The organism is Pseudomonas sp. (assembly GCF_030696055.1).
In the GTDB taxonomy this organism is placed as follows: Bacteria; Pseudomonadota; Gammaproteobacteria; order Pseudomonadales; family Pseudomonadaceae; genus Aquipseudomonas.
In genome coordinates this window covers 1-15,552 of record NZ_JAUYNP010000161.1, presented here as the reverse complement: position 1 = coordinate 15,552, position 15,552 = coordinate 1, and the positions used below count along the sequence as shown (strand labels likewise).

Below are 15,552 nucleotides of genomic sequence, written 5' to 3'. Positions count from 1 at the left end.
GCGCCATGGTGGGCCGGGGCGAACATAAAGCCGACGCCGACACTCTCCACACAGCGCGCCACCTGCTCGGGGGTCAGGTTCAGGTAGACCCCGGCGGCCTCCAGCAGATCGGCGCTGCCGCTCTTGCCGGACACCGCGCGGTTGCCGTGCTTGGCCACCTGGCCACCGGCGGCGGCGACCACGAAGGCCGCCGCGGTGGAGACGTTGAAGATATTCATGCCATCGCCGCCGGTGCCGCAGGTGTCGACCAGGCGCGCGGCCTCGATCCGCACCGGGGCGGCCAGCTCGCGCATCAGCTGCACGGCACCGACTATCTCGTCGATGCTCTCGCTCTTCATGCGCAGGCCCATGAGGAAGGCGCCGATCTGCGCGTCGGTGCATTGGCCGGTCATGATCTCGCGCATCACGTCCTGCATTTCTGCGGTGGACAGGTCGAGCTGACTGACGACTCGGTTAAGGGCTTCCTTGATATTCATCGGCGCAGGCCTCCTTGTTGCTTGAGGAAGTTGGCAAACAGCTCGTGGCCCTGTTCGGTGAGGATGGATTCCGGGTGGAACTGCACGCCTTCGATATGCAGGGTCTTGTGCCGCAGGCCCATGATCTCGTCGAGCGAGCCGTCCGCATGCTGGGTCCAGGCGGTGACTTCCAGACAGTCCGGCAGGGTTTCATGCTTGACCACCAGTGAATGGTAGCGGGTTACGGTCAGGGGGTTGTTCAGACCGGCAAATACGCCCAGGTCGTTATGGAATACCGGGCTGGTCTTGCCGTGCATCACCTGGCGCGCGCGCACCACATCGCCGCCATAGGCCTGGCCGATGCTCTGGTGGCCCAGGCAGACGCCGAGGATCGGCAGCTTGCCGGCAAAATGCCGAATGGCCTCGATGGACACCCCGGCCTCGGTCGGTGTGCAGGGGCCGGGCGACACCACGATGCGCTCGGGATTCAGCGCCTCGATCTCGGCGATGCTCAATTCATCGTTACGGATGACCTGCACGTCGGCACCCAGCTCACCCAGGTACTGCACCACGTTGTAGGTAAAGGAGTCGTAGTTATCGATCATCAAAAGCATGGCGGAACTCCTCAGCGCTGGGTCTGGTCGGGGACGGTTTGTTCGGCCAGGGCCACGGCGCGGAACATGGCGCGACGCTTGTTCAGCGTCTCCTCCCACTCCAGGGCCGGCACCGAGTCGGCGACTATGCCGGCACCGGCCTGCACATGCAGTTCGCCGTCCTTGATCACCGCGGTGCGGATGGCGATGGCGGTGTCCATATTGCCGTTCCAGGCCAGGTAGCCCACCGCGCCACCGTAGACGCCACGCTTGACCGGTTCCAGCTCGTCGATGATTTCCATGGCGCGGATCTTCGGCGCACCGGACAGGGTGCCGGCCGGCAGAATGGCGCGCAGGGCGTCCATGGCGGTCAGGCCTTCCTTGAGCTGGCCGGTGACGTTGGAGACTATATGCATCACATTGGAGTAGCGCTCTATCACCATCTTCTCGGTGAGCTTGACGCTACCGGTGCTGGCAACCCGGCCCACATCGTTGCGGCCCAGGTCGATCAGCATCAGGTGCTCGGCGAGCTCCTTGGCATCCGACAGCAGATCCTCTTCCAGGGCCAGATCGGCCTCCTCGGTGGCCCCGCGCGGACGTGTACCGGCGATGGGGCGCACAGTGACCAGGCCATCCTCCAGGCGCACCAGCACTTCCGGCGAACTGCCGACTACATGGAAGTCGCCGAAGTTGAAGAAGTACATATAAGGAGTCGGGTTGATACAGCGCAGCGCCCGATACAGGTCGATGGGCGCCGCCTGGAACGGAATCGACATGCGCTGGGAGATCACCACCTGCATGCAGTCGCCGGCCAGGATATATTCCTTGATCGCCCTGACCGCGTTTTCGTAATCGTCACGCTTGAAACTGGAGACGAAGTCCGGCTCGGCCCCGGAGGGCGCGGCCAGGTCCACCCCCAGGCGCGGGGTAATGGGCTGGCGCAGCTTGTGCAGGATTTCCTGCAGACGCGCCTGACCCTGTTCAAGCGCAGCGTCCTCGGCCGGATCGACCAGGACTATGGCGTGCATCTTGCCGGCCAGGTTATCGAACACCACCACGGCATCGGAGACCATCAGCAGGATATCCGGGGTACCCAGCGCATCGGGATTGACGCCCTTGGCCAACTTGGGCTCGACATAACGCACGCTGTCGTAACCGAAGTAACCGACCAGGCCGCCATTGAACCGCGGCAGGCCCGCCAGGGTCGGCACCCGGTAGCGCTCCTTGAACTGCTCGACGAAGGCCAGCGGGTCTTCGCACTGATGGCGCTCGACTTCGACGCCATCGACGCTGACCCGCACCTCATGCTCATAGGCGCGCAGCACGGTGCGCGCAGCCAGGCCGATGATGGAGTAACGGCCCCACTTCTCGCCGCCCTGCACGGACTCCAGCAGGTAGGTATTGGCCTGATCGGCCAGTTTCAGATAGATCGACAGCGGAGTGTCGAAGTCCACCAGGGTTTCGCAGGCAACAGGAATGCGGTTATAGCCGGCAGCGGCTAAACGCAGGAATTCTTCGCGGGTCATGATCAGCCTCGTGGCTTGAGGTTAAAACGGTCGTGTGCAAGCGGGCTTTATAAAAAGCCAAGATCAGGTCAGAGGCGCCAGCGCCAACGGGCCAGGGCCTTGATGATTTTCATACCGGTTCTTGCGGACCAGCGCGTGCAGGTAACCACCACGGAGCTCTCTATAGGCGGGAGTAAAGTTCGGCCACACTAGCGCAGGGCAGAAAGCGAATCAACCCGGCATGCCCAGTAACGCTGGGCACGGCGCCACTCAAACATCCGCAATGGTCAGCTGCGCGCTAGCCGGCAATAGCTCACGCAAGTTATCCAGCACCCGCATGGGGTTTTCCTCGGCAATCGGCCGGCCATGGTTATAGCCATAGCTCAGCGCCACGCAGGCCACCCCCGCCGCCTTGGCGGCCAGCACATCATTGCGCGAATCGCCGACAAACAGCGCCTGGGAGCTGTCGACCCGGGCCAGTCGCAGTACATGCAGCAGCGCGGCGGGGTCGGGCTTCTGCTGGGGCAAGGTGTCGCCGCCGACTATCCAGCGAAAGAAACCACCCAGCTCCGTCTTATCCAGCAAGGGAGCAATAAAGCGTTCGGGCTTGTTGGTGACAAGCGCCATCTCGACCTGCTGCTCACGCAGCCACTTGAGGGTTTTCCGCACGCCTGGATACACCTGGGTCAGCGCATGGCTCTCGGCGTAGGCCAGCATAAACAGCTCGAGCGCCTGGGCGGCGAGCCCGTCCTCGACCTGCCCGTGCTGCAGGTCGCCGGCCAGGGCGCGGCGCACCAGCACCCGCGCACCATTGCCGACCCAGTCGCGCACCCGCTCGCTACCGGCAGCGGGCCGCCCCAGCAGCATCAGCATATTGTCGATGGCGGCAGCCAGGTCCGGCACCGAATCCACCAGGGTGCCGTCCAGGTCGAACATCACCAGACGTGGTAACTCGCCCTGGAATAGCTCGTGCAGCATGCTCACCCACGCACCTGGGCCAGCTCGGCGTGCATGGCGTCGATCACAGTTTTATAGTCGGGCTGGTTGAAGATGGCCGAGCCGGCGACAAAGGTGTCGGCACCGGCGGCGGCGATCTCGCGGATATTCTGCACATTCACCCCACCGTCGATTTCCAGGCGAATCTGCCGGCCGCTGGCGTCGATCAGGGCGCGCGCCTCTTTCAACTTCTCCAGGGTATGGGGGATAAACTTCTGCCCGCCGAAGCCCGGGTTGACGCTCATCAGCAGGATCATGTCGACCTTGTCCAGCACGTGCTTGAGCACCTCCAGCGGGGTGGCCGGGTTGAACACCAGGCCGGCCTTGCAACCGCCGTCGCGGATCAGCTGCAGGGAGCGATCGATATGCTCACTGGCCTCAGGATGGAAGGTGATATAGGTCGCGCCGGCTTCGATAAAGTCGCCGATGATGCGGTCCACCGGCTTGACCATCAGGTGCGCATCTATGGGTGCGGTGATGCCGTATTTGCGCAGCGCCGCGCAGACCATGGGGCCGATGGTCAGGTTGGGCACATAGTGGTTGTCCATCACATCGAAGTGAACGATGTCGGCACCCGCGGCGAGCACCTTGTCCACTTCCTCACCCAGGCGGGCGAAATCGGCGGAGAGGATCGACGGGGCGATGGCGAAGGGTTGCATGGCGCACCTCGGAGACATTCACGGAAGGCGCGCATTGTACCAGCCCCATCCAAGGCCTGGCGCGCCAGTCGACACCTGACAAAGCCATGACGAAACGGCTAGGCTGCTGATACCCCGTTGTTCGCTGGAGAACCTCATGCTTTCGCGCCATACCGCCCTCGCCCTCAGCCTGCTGCTGCTCGCCGCCCCTTTGCATGCCGAGGAAGAGACCCCTGCCGCAGCCCCTGAGACGCCCGCAGCACCGGCCGAGGACGTGCGCGCCGCCCTGCCGGAGCGCAGCGAAGTCGACGCCCAGGCGCTCGAACGGCAACTGGAGCAGAAGGAACAGCAGCAACTGAAAGCCGCCGACGCGAGCTTTCTCGCCCTCTGGCTACCCGCCAATGTCGGCGAGCCCAGCGGCGCGGTGATTCTAATCCCGGGGGACGATGGCAACGCCGATAGCGCGCTGAGTGTCGGACCGCTGCGGCGCAAACTACCCGATGCCGGCTGGCATAGCCTGAGCCTGAGCCTGCCGGACCCGAGCGGCGACGCACCGCCTGCGCGCAGCACCGAAATAGCAGCGGAACCTGCCCCCGTCAGCGTCGATACCGCCGAGGCCAGCGCAGAAGAGAAACCAGCAGAAACCGCAGCGCAGCCCGCGTCCGCCGCCGAGCCGCAGGCCGCCGCCGACGCTGCTACAACCCCGGCTCCAGCCCCGGCAGCAACCCCGGAGGAGCTACAGAAAGCCCATGCCGAACGCGTGCTGGCCCGTATCGGGTCGGCCATCGCCTTTGCCGAACAGCAACAGGCCAAGACCATAGTGCTGCTCGGCCATGGCAGTGGTGCCTACTGGGCCGCGCGCTATCTGGCCGAGCGCAAACCCGCCAGCATTCACAACCTGCTGCTGGTCGCGCCGACCTTGCCGGCCGGCTACACGCCGCCCCTGGATGAGCTGATTCCAGCACTGCAGCTGGCCACCGGCGACTTCTACTACAAGGACCTGCCGGCCGATCGCCGGGCGGCCCTGCAGCGCTCGCAAGCCAGTAAACGGCAGAAGCATCCGGCGTATATCCAGGTCGCCATGAAGGCCTTGCCGGGCAACCGCGAGGCGGAACAGGAACAGCTGTACCGGCGCATCCGCGGCTGGCTGACCCTGAAGCTGCAAGCGCAGTAAAGCCGCTAGCGAAAGCCGCGGTACTGGCGCACCAGGTCATAGGCCTGATGCAGCTCACGGGTGCGCTCGGTGGCTTCGCGCACCCGCTCAGGGGTTGCCCCGCTGCCGGTCAGCTTGTCGGGGTGATGACGGCTTAGCAGGCGCCGATAAGCCTGTTTGATGTGCGCCGGTTCGGCATCGCCCGCCACCCCCAACAATCCCAGCGCATGCTGGTAGCCACTGCTGGCCGTCGAGGTGAGCGGCCCCTGCTTGGGCGCATAGGCATTACTCAGCAATTCCTGACTAACCGCCGGCACCCCCAGCCATTTGCCCCACAGCAGAATCAACTCACGCTCGCCCTGACTCACCCGACCATCGACCCAGGCCATGCGCCAACAGGCGCGCAACAAGGCTTCGCTGTGCGCACGCTGACGACGCAACGGCGTGCGCAAGCTATCGCGGCCGGTCTTGCCGCGGGCGAAGGCGTCGATAGCCCGACGCTGCGCCTCCGCATCCAGGCCCAGGCGCTGCATTTCCGAACGCGTCTGCTGGATATGCACCTGCAACACCCGACCATCGCACTTGGCCAGGCGCCCGAGGAGGATAAACAGCAACTCGTCATCACGCGGCGCGGCTCTACCACCGAGGCGTTCGCGCAGGGAGGCCCAACTGCTCAGGCGCAAGCGGCGATCCAGCACCTGGCCGAGCAAACCGCCGAGCATGGCCCCCGGAATACTGGCCAGCGCCAAGCCAGCCACAGCGCCCAGTACGGTCACCGGCCAGAGCATCTCAGCGCCTCGCCGCCAGCAGTCGTTCGACTTCGGCCAAGCGCTCATGGGTGCCGACATCCACCCAACAGCCGGCGAAGCGTTCGCCACTGACCTGCCCGCTCGCCATGGCCTGGCGCAACAGCGGCGCCAGCTTAAACGCACCCGCCTGGCAGCCCGCAAACAACGCGGGCGAGAGCACGGCGATACCGCTATAGGTCAGACTGGCCTGCCCGGTTTGGCCATCCCGCACCAGGCCTTCGTGTAGACAAAAATCACCGACCTCGTGATGCCCCGGGTTATCCACCAGCACCAGATGGCCCAGACCGGCTAGCGGGCGGCGCAATTCGGCGAAGGGGTAGTCGGTAAAGATATCGCCATTGACCAGCAGAAACGGCTGATCCCCCAGCAGCGGCAGCGCCTGGAAAATCCCGCCACCGGTTTCCAGGGGCTCACCTTCGGCCGAGTAGAGGATGCTCAGGCCGAAGCGCGCACCGTCGCCCAGATAGTCCTCGATCTGCCGCCCCAGCCAGGCATGGTTGATCACCAACTCGCGAAAACCTGCCGCCGCCAGGGCGCGCACGTGATACTCGATCAGCGGCACACCGGCCGCCTGCACCAAGGGCTTAGGCGTATGCAGGGTCAGCGGGCGCAGGCGCTCGCCCTTGCCGGCAGCCAGAATCATCGCCTTCATGCAGGCACCTGGGCGGGTTGGCGCAGCTCGGCCAACAACTCGGCCAACTCGGCCAACTCCGGACGGCGGGACAGCACGGCCTCTATATAGGCGAAGAAGCGCGGCACATCGCCCAGGTACTTGGGCTTGCCATCGCGGTGGCAAATGCGTGTAAAAATGCCTATCACCTTGAGGTGCCGCTGCACGCCCATCAGGTCGCTGGCGCGCAAGAAGTCCGCCAGCTCAGCCTGTACCGGAATACCAACTGCCCGCGCCTGCCGCCAATAATCTTCCAGCCAGGCGCGCACCCGCTCCTCCGGCCAGCTGAGAAAGGCATCCTTGAACAGGCAGGTCACGTCATAGGTCACCGGCCCGTAGACCGCATCCTGAAAATCCAGCACGCCCGGATTAGGTTCGCTGAGCATCAGGTTGCGCGGCATATAGTCCCGATGCACCAGCACCTTGGGCTGCGCCAGGGCGCTGTCGATCAGCAATTGGCTGACACGCTGCCAAGCCCCCTGTTGCTTCTGGTTAAACTCGATACCCAGGTGGCGCTGCACATACCACTCGGGAAACAGCTGCAGCTCACGGCGCAGCAGCGCGTCGTCGTAGCTGGGCAGGGTCCTGTCCATCGGCAATTGCTGAAAGGCCAGGAGCGCCTGCAGCGCATCGGCGAACAACCGCTCGGCATTGTCCGGATTGATCACATCCAGGTAGGTCTGCCGCCCCAGGTCATTGAGCAACAGGAAGCCGCGCTCCAAGTCGGCGGCGAGAATCTGCGGCACATTGATCGCGGCCTCGGCCAGCAAGCCGGCGATAGCGACGAAGGGCGCGCAGTTTTCTTGCGGCGGCGGCGCATCCATCACGATCAGGCTGCGCCCTGCGCCCTGCCAGCGGAAATAGCGGCGAAAACTGGCGTCACTACTGGCAGAGGTCAGCGTAGCGGCGGGCACAGCGCCCCAACCCCGCTCAGCAAACAAGGCAGGCAGCTGTTGATCCAGCCAGTTTTCCAGGAGTTTCAGGCGTGCATCTTCATTAGGCATTACAAGGGTCTCCGACGGCGCTAGCCGTTGCGCGGGTCATGCTTTATTATCCAGCATCTTTTCAAGCCCATCGAGAGGCGTGCGGCCTCAGGGCCAATGGCGCGCAGGAAGCCCGGAAAAAATAAGATGGCAGTAAAATACCCCGCGTTTCGTAAAAAATTCCCTCTACTTGTCACTGGCGGCCTTCTGGCTCTTCAGCCTGTAGCCGTTCAATACGCTGTCGCTGCCGAGCAGTACGATTGCCAGGTTTCCGCCTCCGGCGGTTGGGCTTGCGCCCCTAAAGCCAGTGCAGCCGCCCTACCGGCACGCCCAGTAGCGCGCGACGCTGTCGCCAGCTCGGCGGCTGACGCGAGCCAGCCGGCGCAAACTCAGAAACAAGCCGCGCAAGCGACCTTGGTGACCGAGAGTCGCGGTAAAGGCCTTAGCTCGCGCAGTGCCGACTATAGCCACCTTGACTGGGTACCGCGAGAAAACCTCAGCGCCGCCCAGCTGGCCGAAACCGGCCCGTACTGCGCGGGCGCTTACGTCGAACCGACTCGTCCAGGCATGAACGATCAGACGCCGATGAATGAAGCGCCGCTGTTCGTATCGGCCAAAGCCTCGCGCTACGAGCAGGAGCAACAGGTCGCGACCCTGGCTGGCGATGTAGTGCTGCGCCAGGCCGGCATGCAGGTCGAGGCTGACGAAGCCAACCTGCGCCAAGCGGAAAACCGCGGTGAACTGGTCGGCAATGTGCGTCTGCGCGATCAGGGCATGCTGGTGGTCGGCGACCGCGCCGAGCTGCAACTGGACAACGGCGAAGCCAAGGTCGATAACGCCGAATATGTGCTGCATAAGAGCCATACCCGCGGCAGCGCGCTCTACGCCAAGCGCGAAGAAAGCGCCATCATCCGCCTGAAAGACGGCACCTACACCAGCTGCGAACCGGGCAGCAACGCCTGGCACCTAAAAGGCAAGAACATCACCCTGAACCCGGCCACAGGTTTCGGCACCGCGACCAACGTGACCCTGCGGGTGAAGAACATTCCGGTGTTCTACACCCCCTACATCTATTTCCCGATCGATGATCGTCGCCAGTCCGGCTTCCTGCCGCCGAGCCTCAGCAGCTCAAGCGACAACGGCCTGACCCTGCAAACGCCTTATTACTTCAACCTGGCACCGAACTACGATGCCACGCTCTACCCAACCTATATGAGCGATCGCGGCTTGTTGATGGAAAGCGAGTTCCGCTACCTCAGCAAAAGCAGCGAAGGCCAGGTGGGTGCGGCCTACCTTGACGACAGCAACGACGATCGCAAGCTGCAGTCGGAGTACGAAGATCAACGCTGGATGTACAGCTGGCAGCACAAGACCGGCCTGGACTCGCGTTTGCTCGCCGAAGTCGATTACACCGACATCAGCGACCCTTACTACTTCCAGGACCTGGACAGCGACCTGGGCATTAGCTCCACCAGCTATGTCGACCAGCGCGGCACCCTGACCTACCGCGGCGACAGCTATATAGCGCGCCTCAATGCACACGCTTATGAACTGGCCAATATCACCGACGTCACGCCCTATAACCGCCTGCCGCAGCTGACTCTGAACGGCAAGCTGCCCTTCGAGCCAGCCGGCCTGAACTTCACGTACGGCACTGAATATGTGCGTTTCGATCGTGATCTGCGCAACGGCAACTTTATCAACGAAGACGGTATAGCCGAGCAGCCGTGGTATGACACACGCCTGCGCGGCCTGGCCCGCGCCAACGCCGAGCGCGTACATCTGGAGCCAGCAGTCAGCCTGCCGCTTAACTGGAGCTGGGGCTTTGTCACGCCCAAGATCAAATACCTGCAGACCAATTACGATCTGGATCTGGATCAACAAGGCAAAAATACCTTGCTCGCCGAGCAACGCTACAAGAGCAGCCAAAGCCGTGGCCTAGGCATGTTTAGCCTGGACAGCGGTCTGTATTTCGATCGTGATAGCCAGTGGTTCGGCAAAAACTATCGGCAGACCCTGGAACCGCGCCTGTTCTACCTCTATGTGCCCGAGGAAGACCAGACCGATATTCCAGTCTTCGACACTGGCGAAAGCAGCTTTAGCTACTCCTCGCTATGGCGTGAGAATCGCTTCTCCGGCAAGGATCGTATCGGCGATGAAAACAAACTGTCGCTGGGCGTGACCAATCGCTGGATCGAGCCGAACGGCTTCGAGCGGCAGAGTTTCAGCATCGGTCAGGCCTTCTACTTTGAAGACCGCAAGGTGCAGATGCCTGGAATCGACTATCGCACCCGCGCGGACTCGCAAGCATCGCAGTCCCCTTACGCGCTGCAATATATGTATCGCTTTAACCGCGACTGGCGCCTGAGCTCGGACTTCAACTGGGACCCGGATACCCACAGCACCCGCTCGGGTAGCGCGATGTTCCATTACCAGCCGGAAGACAACCCGAACAAGGTGGTCAACGCCGGCTATCGCTACCGCAACGACAGCGTGCGCTACGACCAGGCCAGCGGTAACTGGGTAGTGGGCGGTGGCGACTATGGCGTGCCGGGCAGCCCGAACTTTATCAAGGATTACTACAAGATCAGCCAGCACGACTTCTCGGTGATTTGGCCGATAGTGCCGCAGTGGAGTGCGATTTCTCGCTGGCAGTACGACTACGGCCGCAACCGCACCCTGGAAGCCTTCGCCGGCTTCGAGTACGACAGCTGCTGCTGGAAACTGCGCCTGATCAACCGTTACTGGATCGACTACGACGAAGTCAGCTTGAACCCGTCGCTTAACGACGAGCCGGATCGTGGGATCTTCCTGCAGATCGTGCTCAAGGGTCTGGGTGGTGTAGTGGGTAATAAAGTTGAGACTTTCCTCGACCAAGGCATTCAAGGTTATCGTGAACGTGAAGACCAAGCTTTCTGATTGCGTGCGCCCCCTGCTGTTGGGCGCGCTGTTTCTGGGTGCTGCGGCGCAAGCCGAAGTACAACCGCTCAACCGCGTTGTGGCAATTGTCGATAATGACGTGGTGATGCAGAGCCAGCTCGACGCCCGCCTGCGCGAGGTGCAGCAAACCATCGCCCAGCGCGGCGCGGCCCTGCCGCCCGAGCATGTGCTCAATCAACAGGTGCTGGAACGCCTGATCATCGAGAATATTCAGCTGCAAATCGGCGAACGCTCCGGCATTCGCATCACCGATGAAGAGCTGAATCAGGCCATAGGCACCATTGCCCAGCGCAACGGCATGAGCATTGAGCAGTTCCGCGCCGCCCTGGCGGCCGATGGCCTGTCCTATGTCGACGCCCGCGATCAGGTGCGCCGCGAGATGATCATCAGCCGCGTGCGCCAGCGTCGGGTGGCCGAGCGCATTCAGGTCACCGACCAGGAAGTGCAGAATTTCCTCGCCTCTGACCTGGGCAAGATGCAGCTGTCGGAAGAGTTCCGCCTGGCCAATATCCTGATTCCGGTGACTGAAGGCGCTGCGCCTGAAGATATCCAGGCCGCCGACCGCCAGGCCCAGGAGCTGTATCAGCAGCTGCAGCAGGGTGCCGATTTTGCCCAACTGGCCATCGCCCGCTCGGCTAGTGAAACCGCGCTGGAAGGCGGCGAAATGGGCTGGCGTAAAGCAGGCCAGCTGCCGCCCCCCTTCGACTCCATGCTCAGCGCCCTGTCGGTTGGCGAAGTCACCGAGCCGCTGCGCACCCCGGGCGGCTTTATCATGCTCAAGCTGCTGGAGAAACGCGGCGGCGACAGCCAGGTGCGTGATGAAGTCAATGTCCGGCATATCCTGATCAAGCCCAGCGAAATTCGCAGCGAAGCCGAAACCCAACGCCTGGTCGAGCGTCTGTACCAGCGCATCCAGGCCGGGGAAGACTTCGCCGAACTGGCGAAGAGCTTCTCCGAAGACCCGGGCTCGGCGCTTAACGGCGGCGTACTCAGCTGGATCGACCCGAACGTCCTGGTGCCAGAGTTCCGTGAAGTGATGAACAACACGCCAGCCGGCGAGTTGTCCCAACCCTTCAAGAGCCCTTATGGCTGGCACGTGCTGGAAGTCATGGGCCGTCGCGCCACCGACAGCAGCGAAGACTTCCGCAAGCAGCAAGCGCTGACCGTGCTGCGCAATCGCAAGTACGACGAAGAACTGCAAGCCTGGCTGCGCCAGATCCGCGACGAGGCCTACGTCGAGAGCAAGCTCTAACGGGCCGAGCCCAAGGCCGCCGACGTTCGCGTCGACAGCCACAGCAACACCCAGCCCGGCCCTGTGCGACACGCAGAGCCGGGCTTTTTTTCGCCAGTACGCAGCGCGCCCCTTTACTAACCACTACCGCCCCAACAGAGTTGGCGCATAACCACCGAGAGCCAGCCGATGACCGCTCCCCGTCTTTTCGCACTGACCCCTGGCGAGCCAGCCGGGATTGGCCCAGACCTGTGCCTGCTGCTGGCGCGCGAGGCGCAACCGCAGCCGCTTATCGCCATCGCCAGCAGCGCCCTGCTGGCTGAGCGCGCGCAGCAACTGGGCCTGAGCATTCGGCTGCTCGAGGTCGGCCCCGGCGCCTGGCCGAGCCAAGCGGCGCAAGCCGGCAGCCTGTATGTATGGGATACGCCGCTGGGCGCCCCGGTGGTCGCCGGCCAACTGAATACAGCCAATGCCGCCTATGTACTGGAAACCTTGACCCGCGCCGGCCAAGGCTGTCTCGACGGGCACTTCGCCGGAATGATCACCGCCCCGGTGCATAAAGGTGTAATCAACGAGGCCGGCATCACCTTCTCCGGCCACACCGAATTTCTCGCCGAGCTGACCCAGACCGAGCAAGTAGTGATGATGCTGGCCACCCACGGCCTGCGCGTAGCCCTGGTGACCACGCACCTGCCGCTCAAGGACGTCGCCGCCGCCATCAGCGCCGAACGCCTGACGCGGGTGACGCGCATCCTCGATCACGATCTGCGCCGCAAATTCGGCATCGCCCGGCCACGCATCCTGGTCTGCGGCCTCAACCCCCATGCCGGCGAAGGCGGTCATCTGGGACGCGAGGAGATAGAGATTATCGAGCCGACCCTGGAGCTGCTGCGGCGCGAAGGCATGGACCTGCTTGGTCCATTGCCCGCCGACACCCTGTTCACCCCCAAGTACCTGGAACACTGCGATGCCGTGCTGGCCATGTACCACGACCAGGGCCTGCCGGTGCTCAAGTACAAGGGTTTTGGCGCGGCGGTCAATATCACCCTGGGCCTGCCGATCATCCGCACCTCGGTCGATCACGGCACCGCGCTGGACTTGGCCGGCAGCGGCAAGATCGACTGCGGCAGCCTGCAGGTCGCCCTGCAAACCGCCTACGCCATGGCGGCCAGTCAGGCCTAGGCTGGCTAGAGCAGAGCCGAAACCCAGCAAATCGACACTAAGGGTGCCGGGGTTTGCCGCGCGAAAGCCAGCCTACGGTCTTGCACCGCCAATGCTGTTAAACTGCCGCTCTTTGTTTTCGCTTTAAGCTTGCGGCTTGAAGCTTGGAGCCGCCCAGATGTCCGAATACCAACACCGCGCGCGCAAGCGCTTTGGCCAGAATTTCCTGCATGACGCCGGGGTGATCCACCGCATTCTGCGCGCCATCCATGCCCGCGAAGGCGAGCATATGCTGGAAATCGGCCCAGGCCAGGGTGCGCTTACCGAAGGTTTGCTGAACAGCGGCGCCCAGCTCGATGTGATCGAGTTGGACCGCGACCTGATCCCCATCCTGCAGGGCCAGTTCGGCGACAACCCGCGCTTTCGCCTGAACCAGGGCGATGCGCTGAAATTCGACTTCAACCAGCTGCAGGCCGCGCCCCACAGCCTGCGGGTGGTGGGGAATCTGCCGTACAACATCTCCACGCCGCTGATCTTCCACCTGCTGAGCAACGCCGCGCTGATTCGCGATATGCACTTTATGCTGCAGAAGGAAGTGGTCGAGCGCCTGGCCGCCGAGCCGGGTGGCGGCGATTGGGGGCGTTTGTCGATCATGGTGCAGTACCACTGCCGGGTCGAACACCTGTTCAACGTCGGCCCGGGCGCCTTCAATCCACCACCGAAAGTCGACTCGGCCATAGTCCGCCTGGTGCCCCACGAAGTGCTGCCGCATCCGGCCAAGGATCATCGCCTGCTCGAACGGGTGGTGCGCGAAGCCTTCAATCAGCGCCGCAAGACCCTGCGCAATACGCTCAAGGCCCTGCTGCCCGCAGCGGCCATTGAAGCGGCGGCCGTCGATGGCAGCCTGCGCCCCGAACAGCTCGACCTGGCCGCCTTTGTACGCCTGGCCGACAAACTGGCCGAGCAGCCTAGCCTCGACTGATAACCGCTAGACTGTTGTTTCAGCTTACCGAGTTCCCGTGCATGAGCGATCCCCGTTACCAAATTGATGTCAGCGTCGTCACCCACTACCTGCCGGAGCAGTCGCAGCCGGAAGAAAATCGCTTTGCCTTCAGTTACACGGTAACCATCAACAACAACGGGCAAGTGCCGGCCAAATTGCTCTCGCGCCACTGGATCATCACCAATGGTGACGGCCGCGTGCAGGAAGTGCGCGGCGCCGGCGTAATCGGCCAGCAGCCCTTGATAACCCCAGGGCACCGCTACTCCTACAGCAGCGGCACCGTCATGAGCAGCCGCGTCGGCACAATGCAGGGCAGCTATCAAATGCTCGCCGAAGATGGCAAGCGCTTCGATGCCCTGATCGCGCCCTTCCGCCTGGCGGTGCCGGGCTCGCTGCACTGATGGCGACCTATGCCGTGGGTGACCTGCAAGGTTGCCTGAAACCCCTGCAATGCCTGCTCGAACGAGTCGCCTTCGACCCTACGCGCGACCACCTGTGGCTGGTCGGCGACCTGGTCAACCGCGGCCCCGAATCGCTGGCGACCCTGCGCTTTCTCTACGGCATGCGCGAGGCCGTGACCTGCGTGCTGGGCAATCACGACCTGCATCTGCTCGCCGTGGCGCAGAATATCGAGCGCCTGAAAAAGGCCGACACCCTGCAGGAGATCCTCGACGCGCCGGATCGCGCCGAGCTGCTCGACTGGCTGCGCCGGCAAAAGCTGCTGCACTTCGACGCCGAACGGGATGTCGTCCTGGTGCATGCCGGCATCCCGCCGCAATGGTCGCTGAAGAAGGCGCTCAAGCTCGCCGCCGAGGTCGAGGAAGCGCTACACGACGATGCCCGCTTCCCCTTGTTTCTCGATGGCATGTACGGCAACGAACCGACCAAGTGGGACAGTGATCTGCACGGCGTAACCCGCCTACGGGTGATCACCAACTACCTCACCCGCATGCGCTTCTGCAAAGCCGACGGTACCCTCGACCTGAAGAGCAAGGAAGGCGTGGGCAGTGCACCGTCAGGCTTTGCCCCCTGGTTTAGCCACAAGCAACGCAAGACCCGCGGACAGAAAATTATCTTCGGCCACTGGGCCGCTCTCGAGGGACAATGCCAGGAGCCGGGGCTGCTTGCCATCGACACAGGCTGCGTCTGGGGCGGCCAGATGACCCTGCTAAATATCGACAGCGGCGAACAACAGCGCTGCGACTGTAAGGAGCCCGCATGAGCGAATTCAAACGCATCCCCCCAGAACAAGCCCAGGCGCTGCGCCAGCAAGGCGCCGTGGTGGTCGACATCCGCGACCCGCAGAGCTTTGCCGCCGGCCATATCAGCGGCGCCCTGCACCTGGACAACCATTCGCTGCACACCTTTATCAGCCAGGCCGATCTCGACGCGCCGCTGATAGTCACCTGCTACCA

Annotated in this window: 15 protein-coding genes and 1 pseudogene; 8 read left to right on the top strand and 8 right to left on the bottom strand. The window is 63.3% G+C overall.

The features are described 5' to 3' along the window. The 5 genes and pseudogenes from trpD to rpe all read right to left on the bottom strand — a co-directional run. Window positions 1-476 (bottom strand): anthranilate phosphoribosyltransferase (trpD, locus tag Q8Q83_RS09695; protein WP_305623236.1); only part of this gene is annotated, 476 nt, incomplete at its 3' end. Further along, window positions 473-1,069, bottom strand: a complete 597-nt coding sequence (locus Q8Q83_RS09690; protein ID WP_305623234.1) for an aminodeoxychorismate/anthranilate synthase component II — start codon at window positions 1,067-1,069, stop codon at window positions 473-475. The genes Q8Q83_RS09690 and trpD, both read right to left, overlap by 4 nt. A gap of 11 nt (window positions 1,070-1,080) precedes the next feature. Beyond that, complete coding sequence (trpE, locus tag Q8Q83_RS09685) at window positions 1,081-2,574, bottom strand: anthranilate synthase component I (protein ID WP_305623232.1); 1,494 nt, start codon at window positions 2,572-2,574, stop codon at window positions 1,081-1,083. A gap of 68 nt (window positions 2,575-2,642) precedes the next feature. Next, window positions 2,643-3,537: pseudogene (locus Q8Q83_RS09680) on the bottom strand (phosphoglycolate phosphatase). Then, window positions 3,534-4,208, bottom strand: coding sequence for a ribulose-phosphate 3-epimerase (rpe, locus tag Q8Q83_RS09675; protein ID WP_305623231.1), 675 nt, complete (start codon window positions 4,206-4,208; stop codon window positions 3,534-3,536). Before rpe ends, Q8Q83_RS09680 begins: the two are co-directional and overlap by 4 nt. Before the next feature lie 136 nt (window positions 4,209-4,344). Between rpe and Q8Q83_RS09670 the strand changes: the two genes are divergently transcribed. Beyond that, window positions 4,345-5,361 carry an alpha/beta hydrolase family protein gene (locus Q8Q83_RS09670; protein ID WP_305623229.1) on the top strand — a complete coding sequence of 339 codons (1,017 nt, stop codon included), beginning with the start codon at window positions 4,345-4,347 and terminating at the stop codon, window positions 5,359-5,361. 5 nt (window positions 5,362-5,366) lie between these two features. Here Q8Q83_RS09670 and Q8Q83_RS09665 read toward each other — a convergent pair whose 3' ends face one another. The 3 genes from Q8Q83_RS09665 to Q8Q83_RS09655 are packed head-to-tail and all read right to left on the bottom strand — an operon-like array spanning window position 5,367 to window position 7,823. After that, window positions 5,367-6,128, bottom strand: coding sequence for a TerB family tellurite resistance protein (locus Q8Q83_RS09665; protein WP_305623227.1), 762 nt, complete (start codon window positions 6,126-6,128; stop codon window positions 5,367-5,369). Window position 6,129: 1 nt separating this feature from the next. Then, window positions 6,130-6,801, bottom strand: a complete 672-nt coding sequence (murU, locus tag Q8Q83_RS09660; RefSeq protein ID WP_305623226.1) for an N-acetylmuramate alpha-1-phosphate uridylyltransferase MurU — start codon at window positions 6,799-6,801, stop codon at window positions 6,130-6,132. Continuing rightward, entirely contained in the window at window positions 6,798-7,823 is a 1,026-nt protein-coding gene (locus Q8Q83_RS09655; RefSeq protein ID WP_305623225.1) for an aminoglycoside phosphotransferase family protein, read from the bottom strand. The genes murU and Q8Q83_RS09655 overlap by 4 nt, the downstream gene beginning before the upstream one ends. A gap of 126 nt (window positions 7,824-7,949) precedes the next feature. Here Q8Q83_RS09655 and Q8Q83_RS09650 point away from each other — a divergent pair, with 126 nt between their 5' ends. The 7 genes from Q8Q83_RS09650 to Q8Q83_RS09620 form a co-directional block, all read left to right on the top strand. Then, window positions 7,950-10,721, top strand: a complete 2,772-nt coding sequence (locus Q8Q83_RS09650; protein WP_305623224.1) for an LPS-assembly protein LptD — start codon at window positions 7,950-7,952, stop codon at window positions 10,719-10,721. Continuing rightward, window positions 10,702-11,994 (top strand): peptidylprolyl isomerase, encoded by a 1,293-nt coding sequence (locus Q8Q83_RS09645; protein WP_305623222.1) that lies wholly within the window; start codon window positions 10,702-10,704, stop codon window positions 11,992-11,994. Before Q8Q83_RS09650 ends, Q8Q83_RS09645 begins: the two co-directional genes overlap by 20 nt. A gap of 168 nt (window positions 11,995-12,162) precedes the next feature. Continuing rightward, window positions 12,163-13,155, top strand: coding sequence for a 4-hydroxythreonine-4-phosphate dehydrogenase PdxA (gene pdxA / locus Q8Q83_RS09640; protein WP_305623220.1), 993 nt, complete (start codon window positions 12,163-12,165; stop codon window positions 13,153-13,155). 157 nt (window positions 13,156-13,312) lie between these two features. Beyond that, entirely contained in the window at window positions 13,313-14,116 is an 804-nt protein-coding gene (rsmA, locus tag Q8Q83_RS09635) for a 16S rRNA (adenine(1518)-N(6)/adenine(1519)-N(6))-dimethyltransferase RsmA (protein WP_305623218.1), read from the top strand. A 41-nt stretch (window positions 14,117-14,157) separates the two neighbouring features. Then, a complete protein-coding gene (apaG, locus tag Q8Q83_RS09630; protein WP_305623216.1) occupies window positions 14,158-14,538 on the top strand; it encodes a Co2+/Mg2+ efflux protein ApaG in 381 nt (126 codons plus the stop codon). Further along, entirely contained in the window at window positions 14,538-15,359 is an 822-nt protein-coding gene (locus tag Q8Q83_RS09625) for a symmetrical bis(5'-nucleosyl)-tetraphosphatase (protein ID WP_305623215.1), read from the top strand. The genes apaG and Q8Q83_RS09625 overlap by 1 nt, the downstream gene beginning before the upstream one ends. Continuing rightward, window positions 15,356-15,552: rhodanese-like domain-containing protein (locus Q8Q83_RS09620; RefSeq protein WP_305623213.1), on the top strand; the 197-nt coding region annotated here is incomplete at its 3' end. The genes Q8Q83_RS09625 and Q8Q83_RS09620, both read left to right, overlap by 4 nt.